We start from the raw sequence: 18,584 nt of genomic DNA on the forward strand, positions 1-18,584 counted from the left end.
GACGTCGATCAACGGCGTCGTGTTCATTTCCATCATCGGCTGGCCATCATCTTTACCGCCACTCATTGCCATGATGTTTGTTCCTTAAATTGCTTACTGCACATTCGCGTTTTCGAACGGCGACGAAATGAAGCCAACACGAGCGAACCCGGCCATCTGCATGGTGTAAATTGCACCGCCGATGCAGCGATAGGGGGTGTTAATGTCACCGCGGATATGCGCCTCTGGCAACATATCGGGCAGAATTTCACCACGCGCAGCGGCTTCTGGGCCACCAAGCTTGTCAAATTCAGCCTTCAAATGCTTCGCTGCGCGATCCACCAACTCGGTTGAATCAACCGGTGTCACGTTCCAGTAGATACGGCACTCGCCATTTGGGTTGGCACCTTCATATGCGGGGTCGCCCGGATCACGTCCGGCGGCATCAGTTGTTGTCACCGACAAAAGCACGTTTTCACGTTTCGCTTTGGTAGGTTCATACTTGATGACTGGAATGTCCATCTTCACTGATTGGATCGAAACTGGAATTGCAATGAGGAACACAATGAGGAGCACCAGCATGACGTCGACGAGCGGCGTTGTGTTGATGTCTGACATTGGCGTAAAACCGACGCCGCCGCCTCCTGAACTGATTGCCATTGGCCAATCCTCTCTAACTAAATTGGGTCAAAAATCGAGCACCAGCAATTGCTGGCGGATGGGCTGCGCGCGAACGCAGCCCTCACCCAATCTTACTTCTTCATTGGCGCGGCAGGTGCAGGCTTGCCAGGTGCTGCCATAGCAGTAACAGCAGGCTTCACGCGGCCACCCGAAGAGATGTAACCAAGCACATCGTTCGAGAAAGTTGCCAAGCTACGTGCGATCGTCTTGTTACGTGCCTGAAGCCAGTTATAAGCAAGAACTGCAGGAACGGCGACGAACAGACCAATTGCAGTCATGATCAGTGCTTCACCAACCGGACCAGCGATCTTGCCGATGTCGGCCTGACCAGCGATACCGATTTTGATCAGCGCCGAATAAATACCGATAACGGTACCGAGCAGTCCAACAAATGGTGCAGTTGCTCCAACCGTCGCGAGGAATGGCAAGCCAGTTGACAGCTTGTTGTTGATCGCTTCTTCCGACCGCGCCATCGCACCGTGCAACCAGTCATGTGCTTCGACCGGATCGGTCAAAAGGCCATGCTGCTTCTGTGCTTCGATACCATCGTCGACAACCTGACGATATGCGCTGTTCTTGTCGAGCTTCGATGCACCGTCTTCAAGCGTATTTGCACGCCAGAATTGCTCACGAACCTGCTTGTACTGGTTCATCACCTTCTGCTGTTCAAACAGCTTGGTGAACATGATGTAGAATGAGAAAACCGACATGATAACCATCACTGAGAAAATCGCGATGGAAATAGGGCCGCCTTCTTTCAGCGCAGGAATAAGACCGAATTGTGCGGCCACATCTGGGTTTGCGGCACCAGCCGCGGTCAGAAACAAAATGGACATTTTAACTACCTCTCAGAAAATATTACTTGCTAGCAAAAAAAGACCCGGTGCCAAGGCTCCCCCTTATACCGGGCCACAGAATTATTTCGGAATTTCCCAACGGATTTTGTTGGCGTACGAACCCTGGACTTTTTCGCCATTGCGAACGGCGGGTTCGAAACGCGCACGACGTTTCACGTTGGTACATGTTGCAGCGTCGAGATCGGGATGGCCGCTCGATGACGTTATGCTGCAATCAATGACGCGGCCGTCGGTACCGATTGTTACGCGGAAACCCGTCACGCCTTCGCGTTCCTGCTGTAGCGCACGCGAAGGATAATCATTCGTGTTCGCCCAGTTTCCTACGCTGCCGCGCGGTTTGGCATCCGCAGTTGGACCTGCGGGTGGCGGCGGGGGTGGCGGTGCCGCAGGCGCGGGCGGGGCTGCCGTCGGCACAACGGTTATCGACGGTGGCGGGGTCGCAACGGTCGTAATCTGGGGTGGCGGGGTTACTGTCTTCACGAGTGGTGGAGGCGAAACTACCGGCGGCTCGATCTGCTTTTCCGGCTCGGGTGGCGGCTCCTCTTCTTCGGGGGGCTCTTCTTCCTTCACGTCGACGACGGTCATTTTTTCCTTGATGGCGGTAACTGCGTCATACGCAAGACCCGTAACCAAGGCGTAACCGAGGAAAGCGTGAAGTAGGATAACAATGATGACAGAAACCAAACGGTTTCTGCTCATCCCATCTTGATCAGCATATGCCATGCGGAAGCAACTCTCCTACCTTCAAAATAATATAGTACACGAAGAAAGCGTGCCTGAACATGCCTCCTGATGTACCCCCGCGATATCGAAATCTGTATTTTTTTTTGCTCGATTCCACGATGCATTAGCCAACCCTATCAGGCCAAGCAATCCGGATTCTGCGATTCAGGCGCAATTCATGGACAGATCGGCTTTATGCTACAATATGATGGGGCCTAACAGCCGCGTCACAACAGACAAAGAAAAGGAAGAATGATGGGATTTAGTCACGCAAAAATGGGATTATGCCTGTTTTTCCTTAGCGTTGCGGCTTCGGCCCCCGCGCAAAACGCGTCGCCTGAATTTTCCCCCTTCGCGATTGAAGCCGAGGCAGCGAGCTACGCGGATATTGCCGATTTGGTGGTGATATCGCCACTCATCATTGATGTAAGCGTGCGGAAAGTCCAAAAAGTTTCTCCGGAGCAGGCCCTCGCCGTCCCCGCCACAATGCAGCGCGTACTCATTGAAGCTGACGTCATGGCGTTGATTCGCGGTGAGGGCGGGATCACGCCGCGCGTGCGCTTTGTTGTCGATATTCCAAAAGATCCGAAGGGAAAAATCCCGAAGCTGAAGAAACAGCGGCTGTTCTTGTTCGGTCGCCAGGTTGAACGGCGCCCCGGCGAGATCCAACTGTCACGACCAAATGCGCTCGCCTATTTCAGCCCGGCAAATGACAGCCTCGTTCGCGACATCACGAAAGAGGCAGTCGAATTGAATGCCCCGCGGCGCATCGCAAGCATCACGAGCGCTTTTCACAGCGCCGGTACCGTATTGGGCGAGGGCGAGACGCAGATATTTTTGAAGACAGACAATGACAAGCCACTCTCGCTCACGGTGCTGAGCCGCCCGGGCCAGCAAAAACAATGGGCTGTATCGACCGCCGAGGTCATTGATGCATCGGCAACTGCCCCTCAGCGCTTCAGTTTGTTATGGTATCGCCTCGCCTGCGGCCTGCCGCGCAACCTCCCTTCGGAGCGTGTAGAGGGGGCCAATAACGAAAACACCGCGCGCGCGCAGGCCGATTACAAGTTCGTCATCGAAGCGCTGGGACCCTGCGGTCGCAAGCGGTAAATGCCTGCAAGCTTTTAGGGAGCTGCGAACAAGGGCGCAGCTTCGGCCAGCACCAACGTGAACCAGTCATTGGAGTCACTAAAATCGGCAATTGGTGTCCACGACCCGGCGCGCAACAACAATCGCAGCCCGCGCAGGTCGTATTTATGGCTATTCTCGGTGTGAATGCTGTCACCGGCATGCATTGCAAATGCTTCACCCGCGACGCTGAACCGAATATCACGCGTGCAGCGCAAATGCATTTCGATACGCGACTGCATGTCATTCCAGCGCACGTCGTGGACAAAGGCGTCCACGGGAATGTCGCCATCAAGTTCGCGGTTTATGCGGTTAAGCAGGTTTAGATTGAACGCGGCGGTAACGCCCGCAGCGTCATCATAGGCCGGAATCAAGACATTATCAGGCTTGATGCGGTCAAAACCAATCAGCAGCTTTGCCCCCTCTCCCAATATCGTGCGCATGTGGCGCAGCAGATCAACGCTGCTGCGCGGTACAAAATTGCCGATGGTGGAGCCGGGAAAGAACCCAAGACGCTCGGCGGCACCCAAATCAGCGGGCAGTTCTACCCAACCCGTAAAGTCTGCCTCGACGGGTATAACCTTTAGGCTCGGAAAACGCGATTGGAGGACATCAGCGGACATGCGCAGATAATCGCCCGAGATATCTATCGGCACATATGCAGATGGCGCAATTGCCTCCAGCAACAACGGTGTCTTTGTTGCGCTGCCTGCGCCAAATTCGATGACCGCAGCACCGGGTCTGATTAGCGTTGCGAGACTGGAGCTTGATGATTCAAGCAACGCTGTTTCGGTGCGCGTTGGATAATATTCAGGGAGCCGGGTGATGTCATCAAACAACTCCGATCCGCGCGCGTCATAAAACCATCGCGCGGGAATTGCGCGGCGCGGTCCCCTCAACCCGCTCAACACGTCAGACCGGAATTGCGGATCGGCGGTCCCTTGGAGTTTCACGTCAAACATCCTTGGCCAGCCGGACACCGTTAAACTGCCAGCGCTGATGCGGGTAGAAGAAGTTGCGGTAACTCGCGCGCATGTGGCCGCGCGGTGTCGCGCAGCTTCCGCCGCGCAATACAAACTGTCCGCTCATGAACTTGCCATTATATTCGCCAACTGCGCCTTCAGCGGCGCGGAACCGGGGATATGGCCGATAGGCGCTTCCCGTCCATTGCCAGACATTACCGAACATCGATGTTTCGGTCTGCGCATGTGGGCGAACCGGACCGGGACCATCGAGTTGGTTACCTTCGTTCGGATCACGGTTCGCGCCCATGACCTCCCATTCGGCCTCTGTCGGCAGTCGTGCCCCTGCCCAACTCGCATAAGCGTCGGCTTCATACAGGCTGATGTGCGTAACTGGCGCCGCAGGATTAACGGCGCGAAGGCCATCCAATCCAAAGTCCATCCATTGGCCATCGGCATCCTGCCGCCAATATAAGGGCGCCTTAACGCCTTCCTGCTTTACCCAAGCCCATCCGTCCGACAACCAGTGTCGCGGCTCGGTATAGCCGCCGTCGGCCATGAACTGCATCCATTCATCATTGCTGACGGGTTGGTTTGCAATGGCAAAAGGTTGCAACATCACTTCGTGGCGCGGACCTTCGCAATCAAAGGCAAAGCCGTCGCTGGCATGTCCGATAGCGCAAACGCCTGAAGGACCGTGTATCCATTGCATCCGCGCAGCGGCATCAGCACCAACTTCCGATGTATCAGATGGCCAATAAGCCGGATTGGTCGGATTTTGGGCAAACAGATGCAAGATGTCGGTCAACAGCAACTCCTGATGTTGTTGCTCGTGCTGGATGCCAAGCTCAATCAGGTTAAGCGCGGATTCGGGTAAACGTTCCCAATGCTGTTCGATGGCTCCCTCAACATGTTCGCGATAGTCGAGGATTCGCAATAATGCCGGCCGCGTGATCAATCCGCGGGCGTTACGGGAATGCCGTATTCCTTCGGATTCATAGTAGCTGTTAAAGAGAAACGCGAAGTCATCATCAAATGGACGATACCCGGAAACGTGATCGCGCAGGATGAAGCTTTCCAAAAACCACGTCACATGCGCAAGATGCCATTTGGTCGGCGACGCGTCTGGCATCGATTGCACAGTGGCATCTGCGTCGGATAATGGCGCCGCGAGGTCCGCCGTAAGTTGCCGGGCAGTAAAGAACCTGCCCTTCAGGTCGCGAGTCACCGCGATGCGCCTGGCACCCACAATATATCTCCGCCCCGCGTTGCGTTAATGAGGCGGCACAAAACAAACAGATAATCCGACAACCGGTTAATATAGTTCAATGCCTGCGGATTGATCGCGACATCATGTGATGCTGCAACCAACGCCCGTTCGGCCCGGCGCGTTATCACCCGCGCCATGTGCATATGCGCAGCGGGCAAGCTGCCGCCCGGCAGAATAAAGCTCGTCAGTGGCGGAAGCTGTGCAGTCGCATTATCGATTGCCGCCTCAAGCCATTCGACTTGTGACGCAACGATCCGCAATTCCATCGGCGATGGTTCAAAACTTTCGCCCGGGGTTGCAATATCAGCGCCCAAATCGAAAAGATCATTTTGGATACGACACAGTTCGGTCACCAAAGGCGTATCGCCCTCGTCGGCCGCAAGCGCCTGAATAGCGACACCAAGCGCCGAATTGGTTTCATCTACTTCGCCAATCGCGTGTAATCGTGACGCGGTTTTCGATACGCGCGATCCATCGACCAACCCTGTTGTGCCATCGTCACCCGTACGTGTGTAAATCTTGTTCAGTTTTACCATATTTGCCGCGCTTATTGCGAACCGGCAACGAGCACAAGAATCGCGAGCAAAACAACGGTAATTGCCTGCCACTTAACACGCGCAAACATCATTTTATTTTGTACCGCCAGCGATTTGGGCAAACCTGTTTCATCCACATCGGCAGGGCGCAAATTGGCAAATGCATGCAGTCCGCGGACCAACGCGAACGCCACGGCGCCCGCTGCGCCAATGATGAGGAGAACCAACAAAATAGTCATCGGGGAAAATCCTTGTTCGGGGCCAATACCCCGCCACACCTATTTAGGTATCAGATAATGAAATTCCAAGCATAAGCGTTCCTTGACGCAAATTATCAATAAGTGCGGTCCCGCTCTCGCCAGCCAATCGCCGCACGGAAAGCGCAGGCGACGATCTGCGTTTCGCAAGCTTTCCGCCATCGCGGTCCAGCAATAGCGGATGGTGCCAGTATATAGGCTCTGGAAGGCCAAGCAAATGCTGCAACAGACGGTGGATGGCAGTGTAGGCAAACAAATCCTTGCCGCGAACGACATGGGTAATCCCGTCCGCTGCATCGTCCACCGTCGCGGCCAGATGGTAGGACGCCGGTGCATCCTTGCGCCATATAACGACATCGCCAAATGCCATGGGGTCAGCAAATTGTTGCCCTTGTGCCAAATCGGTCCACATCAGCGGTCCCGCCGCCTCCAACGCCTTTTCCATATCCAGTCGCCAGCAATAAGCGGCATCCTCGTTAAACGGGCGCTCGCGGCAAGTGCCCGGGTAATGCGGTCCATCCGGGCCATGCGGCACCGACTTTTGCTTTAACGCTTCAGCGATCTCGCTTCGGGTGCAGCCGCAGCGATACAGATATCCTGCCGCAATCAATTGGTCTCGTGCTTCTTCGTACCGCGCGGTGTGTTGCGACTGAAACTGCACATCGCCATCGGGTTGGAGACCAAGCCAATGCATATCTGCGATGATACCTGCAATATGCTCGGGCCTGCTGCGTGTGCCGTCAATATCCTCGATGCGCAGATGATATCGGCCGCCGAACGCGCGGGCAAAGTCATGTGCGCATAACGCGGAAAAGGCGTGCCCTATATGCAACTGTCCATTGGGACTCGGCGCAAACCTTGTCACCACCTCAGCCTGCGACAACGCCAAGCGCGGCAAATATCGGTTTAGAAAGTCCGCCGGCGTCAAAAAATTATCCCCAAAAATACTACATCCAGTGCCTTTACCCCCTTGACGTCACAATATGTACAAATAGGTTGGCAGCTGTCAAAATGCTGTAACGCTGATACGCTTAAAGCATGTATGACAAAAAGGGAGTAGGGTTCGACTTATGTTGCATACCGGAACTTTCGAGGCATCTGGCCGGGCGAGGCACCCGGAAAACTGCCCTGCGTTGGTGCTTAATGCCGACTACACGCCTTTGAGCTATTACCCATTAAGCCTTTGGCCTTGGCAGACCGCAATCAAGGCGGTGTTCCTCGACAAGGTTGATATCGTATCAAATTACGACCGGCACGTGCATAGCCCAAGTCTGGATATGAAGATCCCGTCCGTTATTGCGCTCCGGCAATATGTGAAGCCATCGGAATATCCGGCATTCACCCGGTTTAACCTGTTTTTGCGTGACAAATTTGAATGCCAATATTGCGGGTCGGGTGACAATCTGACGTTCGATCACATTGTCCCGCGCCGCTTGGGCGGCATTACCAGTTGGGAAAATGTCACCACTGCATGCCTGCACTGCAACCTTAAAAAAGGCGGGCGGACCCCCAAGCAGGCGCATATGCAGCTAAATATGGCGGCGATCCGGCCCACAAGCTGGCAACTGCAAGACAGGGGCCGCGCCTTCCCGCCTAACCATCTCCATGAAACATGGCACGACTGGTTATATTGGGATATTGAGTTGGAGGGTTAATCCCTGTTGTTCACATTCAAGGCAGGCACAGCACGGGCCGCATCCTGAGGCGTAATACCTGGCGGCGGCGCGGCAGCGATCCGTTCTTCCCCGCGCATCACCCGGCCAGCGCGCTTGATTGCGTCGCGCAATCGCGGGTAAATTCCGCACCTGCATAAATTGGTGATCGCCGCATCAATTTCTCCATCGGTCGGGTTGTTGCCTTTCTTCAGCAATACAGACCCGGCCATGATAACGCCCGAAATGCAAAACCCGCATTGCGGGACATTGCTTGCCACAAACGCCTGTTGGAGCGGATGGCTGCGGTCGCGACTGAGGCCCTCAATCGTGGTAACAAACCGTCCTTCCGCCTCGGATATAGTCACGAGGCAGGACCGGATCGCCTCTCCGTCAATTTCGACCATGCACGCGCCGCAGTCGCCATTACCGCACCCATATTTGGTACCCGTGAGATTCGAGGCATCGCGCAGTGCCCACAATAATGGCGTCTGCGGGTCCATCTTATATTGGACTGGGCGATCATTGACGGTGAATTTGGTCATAATGCCTCAACATCGTTGCGCAGGTTATTAAGACCCTGAAACAAGTTCAGGGTGACAAATCGACGTTAATCACAAAACTAAGTCATGCTGAACGCGTTTCAGCATCTTACTTCCCGCCGATTGACGTCCATGCGTTAAAATTAATCCCGCCAGCTTTTGTCAATCCGATCAGCCTTGCGGACCATTGCGTCAAATTCGACGCGGCCTGAACCGCCGGGGGGCGATGCCATATAAAGGTCACGCTGGTGGACAGCGATGACTTCCGGCGACACGGTGATTGGCTTGCCCATCTGCAAGGTTGCCATCTGATGCTCACACGCGCGCTGAAGCGCCCAGTATTTGATAAATGCATCTGGCAACGTTTTGCCCATGACGACAGGGCCGTGGTTACGCAGCATCAATATCCGCTTGTTGCCCAAATTTTCGACAAGCCGCGCACCTTCTTCCTCGCGCACGGTCACGCCTTCAAAATCATGATAGGCCAGTTGCCCCATGAAGTTGCAGGCGTAGAAATTCAACGGCTGCAATCCACCCTCGAGGCTGCAAACCGCGACCGTTGCTGTCGTATGGGTATGGATGATGGCATGCGCGTCGGGCAAGGTCCGATGGAACAGGCTATGTTGGACAAAGCCCGCCTTGTTCACATGCCACGGATTGTCGATATCGATTTTATTGCCGTCAATGTCGATTTTTATGAGGCTTGAGGCGGTAATTTCACCAAAATGCATGCCGTAGGGATTGATCAGGAAAGCGCCCTCCTCATCCGGCACCTTGACCGTGATATGATTGAAAACCAATTCGTCCCAGCCGAACATCGAAAATATCCGGTAACATGCGGCAAGCTCCTGCCGGGCGGTCCATTCGGCTTCGCTATACTTGCTGTTCGATTTTAACTGGGTGGCCATGCGCGCTCTCCTGCTCCTTCATTACGTTGCATTATGAAACGAACAATGGCCGAGGGCAAGTATAAGGCGCAGCAAAAAGGCCGACGGATTTCTCCACCGGCCATTTTGTACAAAATTGGTTTGGTTAAAAGCCGAGCTTGTCGAGTCCAACCTTTACGCCCGCAAAATAATATCGGCCGATAATGCTGACTGGATAATCCAGCGAAGATACCGCCGGCTTTTCGTCGAACAGATTGTTTACGCCTGCATAAAATGTGAAGCGGTTGTCATCGGTCGTGAACTGAAGACGCAGATCATGTTCCCACTTTTCCTTGAAGAAGAAATAGCGTGGGTCAGAAATGTCCGGGTTCGCCTCAAGCTGCTCGGTCGTGAACCGCCGGGTTTTGCTAAAATAGCTTATTCCGTAATTCACGGCGAAATTATCGAGCGACCAGGTGAGGTCGGCGCTGCCGATCCACTTTGGTGCAAATGCTTCTCCACGGTCATTATCAAGCTCAGCGCCGGGTGTTGGCGTGAATTCGAGCCGATCGAGATAACCACCATTCAGCCGCACGTTGAACCGACCAGCGGTTGGGCTGATCAAGAAATTATAGTTCATCGTGAAATCCGCGCCTGCGGTGCTGAACTGTGCAACGTTCGCTGGACCCACCAAATAGTCGCTGACATATCCGGTTGTCGGATCGCGGCTGATATCCGCACAGAAGCTATTATCCAACGTTGGCTGGTCAACACATAGATCAACCAGATCCTGGGCTGAGGCCGTGCTGATCGCATTGCGCAACTTGATGTCGTACCAGTCAAAAGTTGCGGTAAAGCCAGGCAGGAAGCTGGGCCGGAACACAGCGCCTGCTGTCCATGTACGTGCTTCTTCTTCAGCCAACAACGGGTTACCACCACTTCGACCCGGAAGGCTGACTGTTGCAGTTGGATCGCTCGTCGGGCTGAAGGTGTTGGGGTTTACGCCCAACGCGGTCAGCAATGCCGTGCAATTTGCCTGGCGGAAGCTTGTGCCCTCCGGGATGTTCACAGGATCGCATGGATCATCGATAAATGCGAAGGTACCGTTTTGCGGTGCGAACAACTCGCTGACATTTGGTGCACGCACAGCTTCCGAATAGGTTGCACGGAACGACAGGTCACGCACTGGCGCATAGGTGCCGTCCACTTTCCAGGTCGTCGTGTTACCAATGGTCGAATAGTCCGAGAACCGGATAGCCGCGCCAAACTGAAGCAAATGCGCAAACGGTACTTCGCGCAGCAAGGGCACGTTCAACTCGGCAAATGCCTCTTTGACATCAAACGAACCGCGCTCGGGCAAGATTTGCGCGATGTCCGCCAAAGCGCCGGCCTGAAGCAAAGGATCGGAGACAAAATTGCTCTTTTCCTTGCGATATTCACCACCCAGAGCAAAGCCGACTGGCCCGCCGGGAAGTTCGAATATCTGGCCAAAGTCGCCTGCAAGCGAACCCGACAAGACGTGATGGCTGACCTTTGAGAAATTGGCGAGGTCCGCATTCACGAAACCCAGCGCTCCGGCGCTCGCCACATTTTCTCCAAAGACATTCAATGGAACGCATCCACTGCCCGAACCCGGCGTAAAGGTTGATGCCGCATCGCCGAAATTGGGATCGTTGAACGTAGCGTTGGGATCAAGTGACGAACGGCACACGATGTTGCCATTGGCCACGCCGGTTTGGAATGCGCCCTGGTCTACCGCATCCAATGCCGCAAAATAACGGTCTGTGATCCGGTAATTGGTGCTGAGGAAATCAGTTTCGGTTTCGCCATAGACATAAGACACCTCATAACGCGCATTGTCGGTAATCTGGCCGTCTATGCCAATAACGCCGCGCAAAGTTTGCCGCTTTGCAAACTCGCCACGCACGCCCAGATCAAAGTTGTCGCGCGATACGAGCACGCCATCAGGTAATGTGCCTGGATCAAGCCCAAAAGCTCCGTTAATCGCATCAGGCACGATCGCAGCACGGACATTAGCCGGAATGAACGGGTTATCCGCAGCGACATAGGTATAAAAATCAAACGAAGGCTGCGCGATCGAGAATGCCTCAATCCGCGTGTACTTGCCTTCGGCAAATATCCGTAAGGCGTCGCTGAATTTATAGCTGCCAAGGAAGTTCACATTGTGCTTTTCAGTCCCGCCCTGGATGTCGCCTTGGTAAGCCGCGATCGGGGTACTGCTACCCCCCTGCACGAGGCCACCTGATTGGCGAAGGAAGCGACCGAGGTCATACGATGTCCCTGAACCTGTAAAATCAGGTGTGAGATCGCCGTCGACGTCAATGGCGCCATCACGCGAGCTGTCGGCATAACGCAGATCGTTCAGCAAGATACGGTCGAAGACATTCGGATCATCCGGAAAGTCAGCTGGGTTGCGCACAAGGTTAAACGTGGCGAACGGATCGCCGCCGCGCTTGCGCGCAAAACCCGACACGCGGTCATTCGCATCATATTCGTAAGATACGGCAACGTTCCCGCGATCATCGGCAAAGTTCGTACCTACCGTAATCGAGCCATAACGATTTGCCGCATCGCCATATTCGGAGATGCCCATTTGGCCGCGCGCGCTGATACCTTCAAAATCGCGCTTCAGAACGAAGTTCACCACACCTGATACGCCGTCCGCACCGTAAATAGCAGAGACGCCACCGGTCAGAATGTCGATACGGTCGATAAGATCGCTTGGGATCGTACTGATGTCGACCGAGGCAGATCCTGAAACGCCCGCAATATGCCGCCGTCCGTTGACCAACACCAACGTACGGTCGGTGCCAAGATTGCGCAGGTTAAGCAGGTTGATGCCAACCGCGCCAAATCCTGCGTTGGAGCCTGATGAATCGCGGCTTGTGGTCGAACCCACAAGCGCGGCGCTTTGCACCAGCAAATCTGTCAGGTTGGTCCGGCCCGACTGCTCGATATTTTCCGAGCTAAAAGAAGTGACCGGGTTTGGCGAGTCCGCCTCGGGTCGGGCGATACGCGATCCCGTAACAACGATAGCCTCGCCCTGCTCAACTTCGCTGCCATCGGCAGATACAGTTTCCTCTGCAGGGCTTTCCGGTGCTTCCTGAGCCAACGCAGCGGATGGTGCAAATGCCACCAAAAGCGCGGCGACGGATACCGAACGGCCAAAATTGCGCCGAAGCGCGGATATTTTCTTCATGCAAAATCCCCAAAAAACGATCGTGGTGCGACGCGTGTCGCCTTTTTTGACGCGACAAAGGTCCGGACATACGCAAATAGACTGGACCAATGGCGTGAAATTTCAGAAATTGCCCTTTGTTCCACATCAGTCAAAAAATTTTACATCTGTTGCCTACAGGCATCGACAAACAGCAACAGCGAGCAAGAATAGCCCCTATAAGCGCCATTTCCGCTTGATATTTGGAGGCGACCTAGCTAGGGGCCACATCAACACGCCGCTGAGAGACGCGGCGATTTTCGTTTTTAGCCTTTCAGAATGGCCGTTTTAAGCCGTTTTGCCGATTCGATGCGGAGTTGAGTTTTTTATGCAAATCATGGTTCGCGATAATAATGTAGATCAGGCCCTGCGCGCGCTGAAGAAAAAGCTGCAGCGCGAGGGCGTGTATCGCGAAATGAAGCTCCGTCGTCATTTTGAGAAGCCTTCGGAAAAGCGTGCACGCGAAAAAGCTGCTGCTGTCCGCCGCGCCCGCAAGATGGAGCGTAAGCAACAGGAACGTGACGGCGCGAAATAGGCGTTGGCACCGTTCAACAAGGAAGGCGCCCTTTGTTGGCGCTTTTTTTGTATCTAGAATCCGCAGCTTTTTCTGCTAGTCAGCCCGCAACTTAGCCAACAGGAAATCTTTATGTCCGTCACTGCCGTGCCGATTCAGCCGCTTAAAAAAGGTTCGCTCACCAAATATTGGGCTGCGATTGCTTTGGTCTTTGCGACTGGTGGCGGTCTGGCATATTGGGGCACAAGCGACGTGCGTCAGGAATTTGGCGATGTTGTGACAACGCCGTCAGGTCTTCGGTATAAGGTGATCAAAGCCGGCGAAGGCCCGTCGCCCACCGACAATGACGTTGTGCTGGTCAGCTATAAGGGCATGTTGAAGGACGGTACGGTCTTTGACCAGAACCCCCAAGCGGGTTTCCCGGTAACTGGAGTCGTCCCGGGCTTTTCAGAAGGTCTCAAAATCATGCAGCGCGGCGGCAAGTACCGTTTGTGGATTCCATCCGAGCTTGGATATGGTCCAGAAGACCAGCGCAACCCGCAGACCGGCGCAGTCGCCATCCCCGGTGGTAGCGAGCTGACCTTTGATGTCGAACTGCTTGAGTTCAAATCGCGTGTAGAAATTGAAGCCATGCAAAAGCAGATGCAGGAAATGCAGCAGCAACAAGGTGGCGCAGGTGGCCCCGCAGGCGGCCAAGCTGGCGGCGCACCGCAAGGCCTGCCGCCAGAAATTCAGGCGCAAATCGACGCCCAGATGCGCGGACAATAAGCCAACCGGGGGGCTTAAACGCCCTCCAATAAGCCCTCGTCCTTGATCCGTTTTTGCCAATAGGCTGGAGCGAGTTGGTGGACATTGTTGCCGTCGCTATCGACGGCGACGGTGACGGGGAAATCCTGCACTTCGAATTCGTAGATCGCTTCCATCCCCAAGTCAGCAAAGCCAACGACCTTACTGCCCTTGATGGCGCGCGCGACGAGATAGGCTGCACCGCCCACCGCCATAAGATACGCGCTCTTGTGACGGGCGATCGCTTGAGTCGCCGCAGGGCCACGCTCGGCCTTGCCAACGCACGCCAGCAGGCCTTGCTCCAACATCATGTCCATGAACTTGTCCATGCGCGTGGCGGTGGTTGGTCCTGCTGGCCCGACAATCTCTTCGCCAACGGGGTCAACTGGCCCGACATAATAGATCATCCGGCCCTTAAAGCTGACGGGCAGCTCTTCGCCCTTCGCCAACATATCTGCGATCCTTTTGTGCGCCGCGTCGCGTCCGGTCAGCATCTTGCCGTTGAGCAACAATCGGTCACCTTGCTTCCAACCCGCGACCACTTCCGGTGTCAGTGTATCGAGATCAACCCGAATGGCTGCCGCGTCGGGTTTCCAGTCGACCTTTGGCCAGTCGTCAAGCTTGGGTGCCTCAAGATAGACCGGACCCGTGCCATCGAGCGTGAAATGGGCGTGGCGGGTAGCGGCACAGTTCGGAATCATCGCCACTGGCTTGCCCGCTGCATGACAAGGCGCATCCATGATCTTCACGTCCAATATCGTCGACAGCCCGCCTAGCCCTTGTGCACCGATGCCGAGCGCATTGACCTTGTCGAATATCTCGATGCGCATCGTTTCGATATCGTTTTGCGGCCCACGCGCCTTTAATGGTCCCATGTCGATGGGCTCCATCAGCGCCTGTTTTGCCAAAAGGACGCAATGTTCGGCAGTGCCGCCGATACCAATACCCATCATGCCAGGCGGGCACCAGCCAGCGCCCATTTGCGGCAGCATTTCGACGACCCAATCGACGATGTTATCGGACGGGTTCATCATCTTGAACTTCGACTTATTCTCGCTGCCGCCACCTTTTGCAGCGACATCAACCGATACTTTAGCGCCCGGCACAAGATCGACATGCAAGACGCACGGTGTGTTGTCCTTGGTATTGCGGCGGGTGAAAGCAGGGTCAGCAAGGACCGACGCCCGCAGCTTGTTTTCTGGGTGCAGATAGGCCCGGCGCACACCCTCATCAATCACGTCCTGCAACGAAGCTGATGTTTCCTCCAGCCGGCAATCCATGCCCCATTGGACAAAGACATTGACGATGCCCGTGTCCTGGCAAATCGGGCGATGCCCCTCTGCGCACATTCGGCTGTTGGTCAGGATCTGCGCGATCGCATCCTTTGCGGCAGGCGACCGTTCTGCCTCATATGCGTCACCCAGCGCGCGGATATAATCCATAGGGTGGAAGTAGCTGATATACTGCAGCGCGTCGGCGACACTATCGATCAAATCTGCATTGCGGATAATTACTGTCATGGTGATCCCCGGGTCTCGATGGCACCAGCCCATAACGCGAGACGCCAGTGATTCAAGCGTGATTGCATCGGGAAGTAACCGGATGTTCGGCCACTGTTCATCTGGCGTTCAAGTTATGACCAAGCATTGCCAAGACCAACTTAATATTATTTGAACATTATATCGGAAAATTCTTTCAGCTGCATGTTCAGTTGAAACATTTGGGCTGTCCAGTTGAGGTTGGTACCTCCGCTGCCTCTTTCATTACGAAACTAAACACGCATATTGCGATTACCATTATTCAAATTTCGAATTTCGAATGGAGATATTTATGTTACGTATTTTAACTGCCTCAAGCCTTTTGGCTTTGTCTGCGGCGCCTGCTCTTGCGCAGGATGTCAGCGGCCCTGCGCCGCAAAATCATATGGGACATGCAAATCCGAACGCTGCGACACCCGCAACGCCAGCAATACCTGCATCGCCAGCAGAACCAGGTGACGATGCGATGGAAATGACGCCTGCGGTGCCGGCGACTCCAGCGACGCCTGCTTCGCCGTCAACAGATGCCACGCAGCCAACTGAGCCGACAGCCCCTGCCGCACAGCGCGCGGTCATCGTCCAAAACCTCGTCGATGCTGAATTTCCAACTTACGATGCGAATAAAAACGGTAATCTGGAATCGGCCGAGTTCGGCAAGTGGGTGCTGGCGTTGTACGACAAGTCGGGCGACGCAAATGCCCCCAAGGATGAAGCTGCCAAAGCCAAATGGTCAAAAGCCGCTTTTGCCACAGCAGACGTCGACAAAAACAAGAACGTCAGCAAGGCTGAAATGAATACGTTCTTGGTCGGATAAACTTTTTCCCCTGGACCGGGTCGTCCGGTCACCTCTTGAGGGTCTGGAGCAATCCGGACCCTTTTTTTTGATGCATTGTTGAGTCGTGCGCGGGATGACGGAAGAAATATTTGCTCCCAGCGATTTTCCATCTTGCGCCCCTAAAAACACTTAGCAGGTCCGCGCGTCGCTGCGTTGCAGCAACGATCCGCTGCGACGAAGCGAATCACACAAGCGACGAACTGATGCCTTAATTAACAATTTACCCTCTTGCGTCTGAAAATGATTAAGGCACTATAGGTAGCGGTTGGCCACAGGGGGCGTTACCACAATTTGTGCTTTTGGCTGCTGAACGCGATTCTGCCGATGGGGAGTTTTTTCCGTCGATAAGCTGGGGACAAGTGAAAATACTCCCCCTGACAGGGCTAGAAAATGCTAACAGGGAGTTTCGCGCCCTGAGTCGAACATTATGGGAACACCGGTTCCCGCCAAAAACATAGCTGGTCGCTGGATATCGGAGCTCCGGTAGCCAGCGTCGAACGAAACAAGCCTCGGGTCGCCGCATTAAATGGAGTTACAAGTTAAAATGGATTTCAGGGACACTGGCCAGGGGGCCGATGACATGACCGCAGATATGATCACAGATGTGCTTGAAAAAGTAGCCGAGGCGGCAAAGGCCGAGATCGCCGACACGAAGAAGGCTGCGTCCAGCAAGAGCGTCGACGTGCGCCGTTTCAATGTCGTTACCGATCCGTCACGCGATGTACTGCTGACCGAATTCGGCAAGGACACGCTGCAGGACCGTTATCTGCTGCCAGGTGAAAGCTATCAGGACCTGTTTGCGCGCGTGGCGTCGGCTTATGCCGATGACCAGGACCATGCGCAGCGTCTCTATGACTATATCTCGCGTCTTTGGTTCATGCCTGCAACGCCCGTACTTTCCAACGGCGGCACTGGCCGTGGCCTTCCGATCAGCTGCTATCTGAACTCGGTCGACGACAGCCTTGAAGGCATCGTCAACACCTGGAACGAAAATGTCTGGCTCGCCTCGCGTGGTGGCGGTATCGGCACCTATTGGGGCAATGTCCGCGGTATTGGTGAGCCTGTTGGCCTCAATGGCAAGACCAGCGGCATCATTCCGTTCGTCCGCGTCATGGACAGCCTGACGCTTGCGATTTCGCAAGGCTCGCTACGCCGCGGTTCGGCGGCTTGCTATCTCGATGTCAGCCACCCCGAAATCGAAGAGTTCCTCGAAATCCGCAAGCCATCGGGCGACTTCAACCGCAAGGCGCTGAACCTCCACCATGGCGTGTTGCTCTCCGATGCCTTCATGGAAGCAGTCCGCGCTGGCGAGGAATTCCACCTGCGCAGCCCAAAGACAGGCGAAATCCGCAGCACGATCGACGCGCGTTCCTTGTTCCAGAAGCTGGTCGAAACCCGCCTTGCAACGGGCGAGCCGTACATCATCTTCAGCGACACCGTGAACAACGCGATGCCAAAGCATCACCGTGACCTTGGCCTGAAGGTATCGACATCGAACCTGTGTTCGGAAATCACGTTGCCAACCGGCCGCGACCATCTGGGTAATGACCGGACAGCCGTGTGCTGCCTGTCGTCGCTCAACCTTGAGACATGGGACGAATGGAACGGCGACAAGGTCTTCATCGAAGACGTGATGCGCATGCTCGACAATGTGCTTCAGGATTTCATCGACCGTGCACCGCCCGAAATGAGCCGCGCGAAATATTCCGCTGGCCGCGAACGCTCGATCGGCCTTGGCGTCATGGGCTATCACAGCTTCCTGCAGTCCCGCGGTGTCGGCTTTGAAAGCGCGCTCGCCAAATCATGGAACATGAAGTTCTTCAAGCATATCCGCGCGCAGGTGGATGAGGCATCGATGATGCTCGCCAACGAACGCGGCGCTTGCCCCGATGCCGAGGAAATGGGCGTCATGGAGCGTTTCTCGTGCAAGATGGCGATTGCGCCGACCGCATCGATCTCGATCATCTGCGGCGGCACCAGCGCCTGTATCGAGCCGATCCCTGCCAATATCTACACGCACAAGACCCTGTCGGGCAGCTTCATCGTCAAGAACCCCTATCTCGAAAAGCTGCTTCAGGCAAAGTCGAAGGATTCGACTAATGTCTGGAACAGCATCCTCGAAAAGGGCGGCAGCGTGCAGCATCTCGATTTCCTCACCCCTGAGGAAAAGGACACGTTCAAGACCAGCTTCGAAATCGACCAGCGCTGGCTGATCGAGCT

18 protein-coding genes and 1 pseudogene are annotated in these 18,584 nt (G+C 55.0%); 6 read left to right on the forward strand and 13 right to left on the reverse strand.

Translation table 11 applies throughout. The features are described 5' to 3' along the window. The 4 genes and pseudogenes from ACLL9E_RS07715 to ACLL9E_RS07730 all read right to left on the reverse strand — a co-directional run. Positions 1-72: pseudogene (locus ACLL9E_RS07715) on the reverse strand (biopolymer transporter ExbD); the annotation flags it as partial. Between the two features lie 21 nt (positions 73-93). Continuing rightward, complete coding sequence (locus ACLL9E_RS07720; protein ID WP_411291160.1) at positions 94-639, reverse strand: ExbD/TolR family protein; 546 nt, start codon at positions 637-639, stop codon at positions 94-96. Between the two features lie 92 nt (positions 640-731). After that, positions 732-1,496: a MotA/TolQ/ExbB proton channel family protein gene (locus ACLL9E_RS07725; protein ID WP_411291161.1), complete on the reverse strand. Its 765-nt coding sequence runs from the start codon at positions 1,494-1,496 to the stop codon at positions 732-734. 81 nt (positions 1,497-1,577) lie between these two features. Continuing rightward, the gene (locus ACLL9E_RS07730; protein ID WP_411291162.1) at positions 1,578-2,240 is read right to left on the reverse strand and encodes an energy transducer TonB; all 663 of its coding nucleotides are present in this window, start codon (positions 2,238-2,240) and stop codon (positions 1,578-1,580) included. A gap of 252 nt (positions 2,241-2,492) precedes the next feature. Here ACLL9E_RS07730 and ACLL9E_RS07735 point away from each other — a divergent pair, with 252 nt between their 5' ends. After that, positions 2,493-3,350 carry a hypothetical protein gene (locus ACLL9E_RS07735; RefSeq protein ID WP_411291163.1) on the forward strand — a complete coding sequence of 286 codons (858 nt, stop codon included), beginning with the start codon at positions 2,493-2,495 and terminating at the stop codon, positions 3,348-3,350. 14 nt (positions 3,351-3,364) lie between these two features. Here ACLL9E_RS07735 and egtD read toward each other — a convergent pair whose 3' ends face one another. The 5 genes from egtD to gluQRS are packed head-to-tail and all read right to left on the reverse strand — an operon-like array spanning position 3,365 to position 7,261. Further along, positions 3,365-4,321, reverse strand: coding sequence for an L-histidine N(alpha)-methyltransferase (egtD, locus tag ACLL9E_RS07740; protein ID WP_411291164.1), 957 nt, complete (start codon positions 4,319-4,321; stop codon positions 3,365-3,367). A gap of 1 nt (position 4,322) precedes the next feature. Beyond that, on the reverse strand, positions 4,323-5,558 hold the full coding sequence (egtB, locus tag ACLL9E_RS07745) for an ergothioneine biosynthesis protein EgtB (protein WP_411291165.1): 1,236 nt from the start codon (positions 5,556-5,558) through the stop codon (positions 4,323-4,325). Continuing rightward, positions 5,555-6,136: a cob(I)yrinic acid a,c-diamide adenosyltransferase gene (locus ACLL9E_RS07750; RefSeq protein ID WP_411291166.1), complete on the reverse strand. Its 582-nt coding sequence runs from the start codon at positions 6,134-6,136 to the stop codon at positions 5,555-5,557. The genes egtB and ACLL9E_RS07750 overlap by 4 nt, the downstream gene beginning before the upstream one ends. 11 nt (positions 6,137-6,147) lie before the next feature. Next, entirely contained in the window at positions 6,148-6,375 is a 228-nt protein-coding gene (locus ACLL9E_RS07755) for a hypothetical protein (protein WP_411291167.1), read from the reverse strand. Positions 6,376-6,418: 43 nt separating this feature from the next. Further along, on the reverse strand, positions 6,419-7,261 hold the full coding sequence (gene gluQRS / locus ACLL9E_RS07760; RefSeq protein ID WP_411291176.1) for a tRNA glutamyl-Q(34) synthetase GluQRS: 843 nt from the start codon (positions 7,259-7,261) through the stop codon (positions 6,419-6,421). 202 nt (positions 7,262-7,463) lie between these two features. On the opposite strand from gluQRS, the gene ACLL9E_RS07765 reads away from it, so the two are divergent. Further along, the gene (locus ACLL9E_RS07765; protein WP_411291168.1) at positions 7,464-8,048 is read left to right on the forward strand and encodes an HNH endonuclease; all 585 of its coding nucleotides are present in this window, start codon (positions 7,464-7,466) and stop codon (positions 8,046-8,048) included. Here the strand turns inward: ACLL9E_RS07765 and ACLL9E_RS07770 are convergent. The 3 genes from ACLL9E_RS07770 to ACLL9E_RS07780 form a co-directional block, all read right to left on the reverse strand. Next, the gene (locus ACLL9E_RS07770; protein ID WP_411291169.1) at positions 8,045-8,590 is read right to left on the reverse strand and encodes a (2Fe-2S)-binding protein; all 546 of its coding nucleotides are present in this window, start codon (positions 8,588-8,590) and stop codon (positions 8,045-8,047) included. The genes ACLL9E_RS07765 and ACLL9E_RS07770 overlap by 4 nt on opposite strands. Positions 8,591-8,730: 140 nt before the next feature. Continuing rightward, a complete protein-coding gene (locus ACLL9E_RS07775; protein ID WP_411291170.1) occupies positions 8,731-9,495 on the reverse strand; it encodes a class II aldolase/adducin family protein in 765 nt (254 codons plus the stop codon). Positions 9,496-9,619: 124 nt separating this feature from the next. Next, positions 9,620-12,673, reverse strand: a complete 3,054-nt coding sequence (locus ACLL9E_RS07780) for a TonB-dependent receptor plug domain-containing protein (RefSeq protein WP_411291171.1) — start codon at positions 12,671-12,673, stop codon at positions 9,620-9,622. A gap of 346 nt (positions 12,674-13,019) precedes the next feature. On the opposite strand from ACLL9E_RS07780, the gene rpsU reads away from it, so the two are divergent. Together rpsU and ACLL9E_RS07790 are read left to right on the forward strand one after the other, a co-directional pair. Then, positions 13,020-13,226: a 30S ribosomal protein S21 gene (gene rpsU, locus ACLL9E_RS07785; RefSeq protein WP_125231027.1), complete on the forward strand. Its 207-nt coding sequence runs from the start codon at positions 13,020-13,022 to the stop codon at positions 13,224-13,226. A 111-nt stretch (positions 13,227-13,337) separates the two neighbouring features. Beyond that, the gene (locus tag ACLL9E_RS07790; protein ID WP_411291172.1) at positions 13,338-13,973 is read left to right on the forward strand and encodes an FKBP-type peptidyl-prolyl cis-trans isomerase; all 636 of its coding nucleotides are present in this window, start codon (positions 13,338-13,340) and stop codon (positions 13,971-13,973) included. Between the two features lie 14 nt (positions 13,974-13,987). On the opposite strand, the gene ACLL9E_RS07795 is transcribed toward ACLL9E_RS07790, so the two are convergent. After that, entirely contained in the window at positions 13,988-15,511 is a 1,524-nt protein-coding gene (locus ACLL9E_RS07795; protein WP_411291173.1) for a fumarate hydratase, read from the reverse strand. A gap of 310 nt (positions 15,512-15,821) precedes the next feature. Between ACLL9E_RS07795 and ACLL9E_RS07800 the strand changes: the two genes are divergently transcribed. Together ACLL9E_RS07800 and ACLL9E_RS07805 are read left to right on the forward strand one after the other, a co-directional pair. After that, complete coding sequence (locus tag ACLL9E_RS07800; protein WP_411291174.1) at positions 15,822-16,343, forward strand: EF-hand domain-containing protein; 522 nt, start codon at positions 15,822-15,824, stop codon at positions 16,341-16,343. 565 nt (positions 16,344-16,908) lie between these two features. Next, a partial coding sequence (locus tag ACLL9E_RS07805; protein ID WP_411291175.1) for a ribonucleoside-diphosphate reductase subunit alpha occupies positions 16,909-18,584 on the forward strand: 1,676 nt, incomplete at its 3' end.

Origin of the sequence: Sphingorhabdus sp. (genome assembly GCF_046596595.1) — a bacterium.
GTDB lineage: Bacteria > Pseudomonadota > Alphaproteobacteria > Sphingomonadales > Sphingomonadaceae > Sphingorhabdus_B.

Coding starts and splice junctions, on each gene's coding strand:
- ACLL9E_RS07720 (WP_411291160.1), bottom strand. CDS start 639: ATGGCAATCAGTTCAGGAGGCGGCGGCGTCGGTTTTACGCCAATGTCA.
- ACLL9E_RS07725 (WP_411291161.1), bottom strand. CDS start 1,496: ATGTCCATTTTGTTTCTGACCGCGGCTGGTGCCGCAAACCCAGATGTG.
- ACLL9E_RS07730 (WP_411291162.1), bottom strand. CDS start 2,240: ATGGCATATGCTGATCAAGATGGGATGAGCAGAAACCGTTTGGTTTCT.
- ACLL9E_RS07735 (WP_411291163.1), top strand. CDS start 2,493: ATGATGGGATTTAGTCACGCAAAAATGGGATTATGCCTGTTTTTCCTT.
- ACLL9E_RS07750 (WP_411291166.1), bottom strand. CDS start 6,136: ATGGTAAAACTGAACAAGATTTACACACGTACGGGTGACGATGGCACA.
- ACLL9E_RS07755 (WP_411291167.1), bottom strand. CDS start 6,375: ATGACTATTTTGTTGGTTCTCCTCATCATTGGCGCAGCGGGCGCCGTG.
- ACLL9E_RS07765 (WP_411291168.1), top strand. CDS start 7,464: ATGTTGCATACCGGAACTTTCGAGGCATCTGGCCGGGCGAGGCACCCG.
- ACLL9E_RS07770 (WP_411291169.1), bottom strand. CDS start 8,590: ATGACCAAATTCACCGTCAATGATCGCCCAGTCCAATATAAGATGGAC.
- ACLL9E_RS07775 (WP_411291170.1), bottom strand. CDS start 9,495: ATGGCCACCCAGTTAAAATCGAACAGCAAGTATAGCGAAGCCGAATGG.
- ACLL9E_RS07780 (WP_411291171.1), bottom strand. CDS start 12,673: ATGAAGAAAATATCCGCGCTTCGGCGCAATTTTGGCCGTTCGGTATCC.
- rpsU (WP_125231027.1), top strand. CDS start 13,020: ATGCAAATCATGGTTCGCGATAATAATGTAGATCAGGCCCTGCGCGCG.
- ACLL9E_RS07790 (WP_411291172.1), top strand. CDS start 13,338: ATGTCCGTCACTGCCGTGCCGATTCAGCCGCTTAAAAAAGGTTCGCTC.
- ACLL9E_RS07795 (WP_411291173.1), bottom strand. CDS start 15,511: ATGACAGTAATTATCCGCAATGCAGATTTGATCGATAGTGTCGCCGAC.
- ACLL9E_RS07800 (WP_411291174.1), top strand. CDS start 15,822: ATGTTACGTATTTTAACTGCCTCAAGCCTTTTGGCTTTGTCTGCGGCG.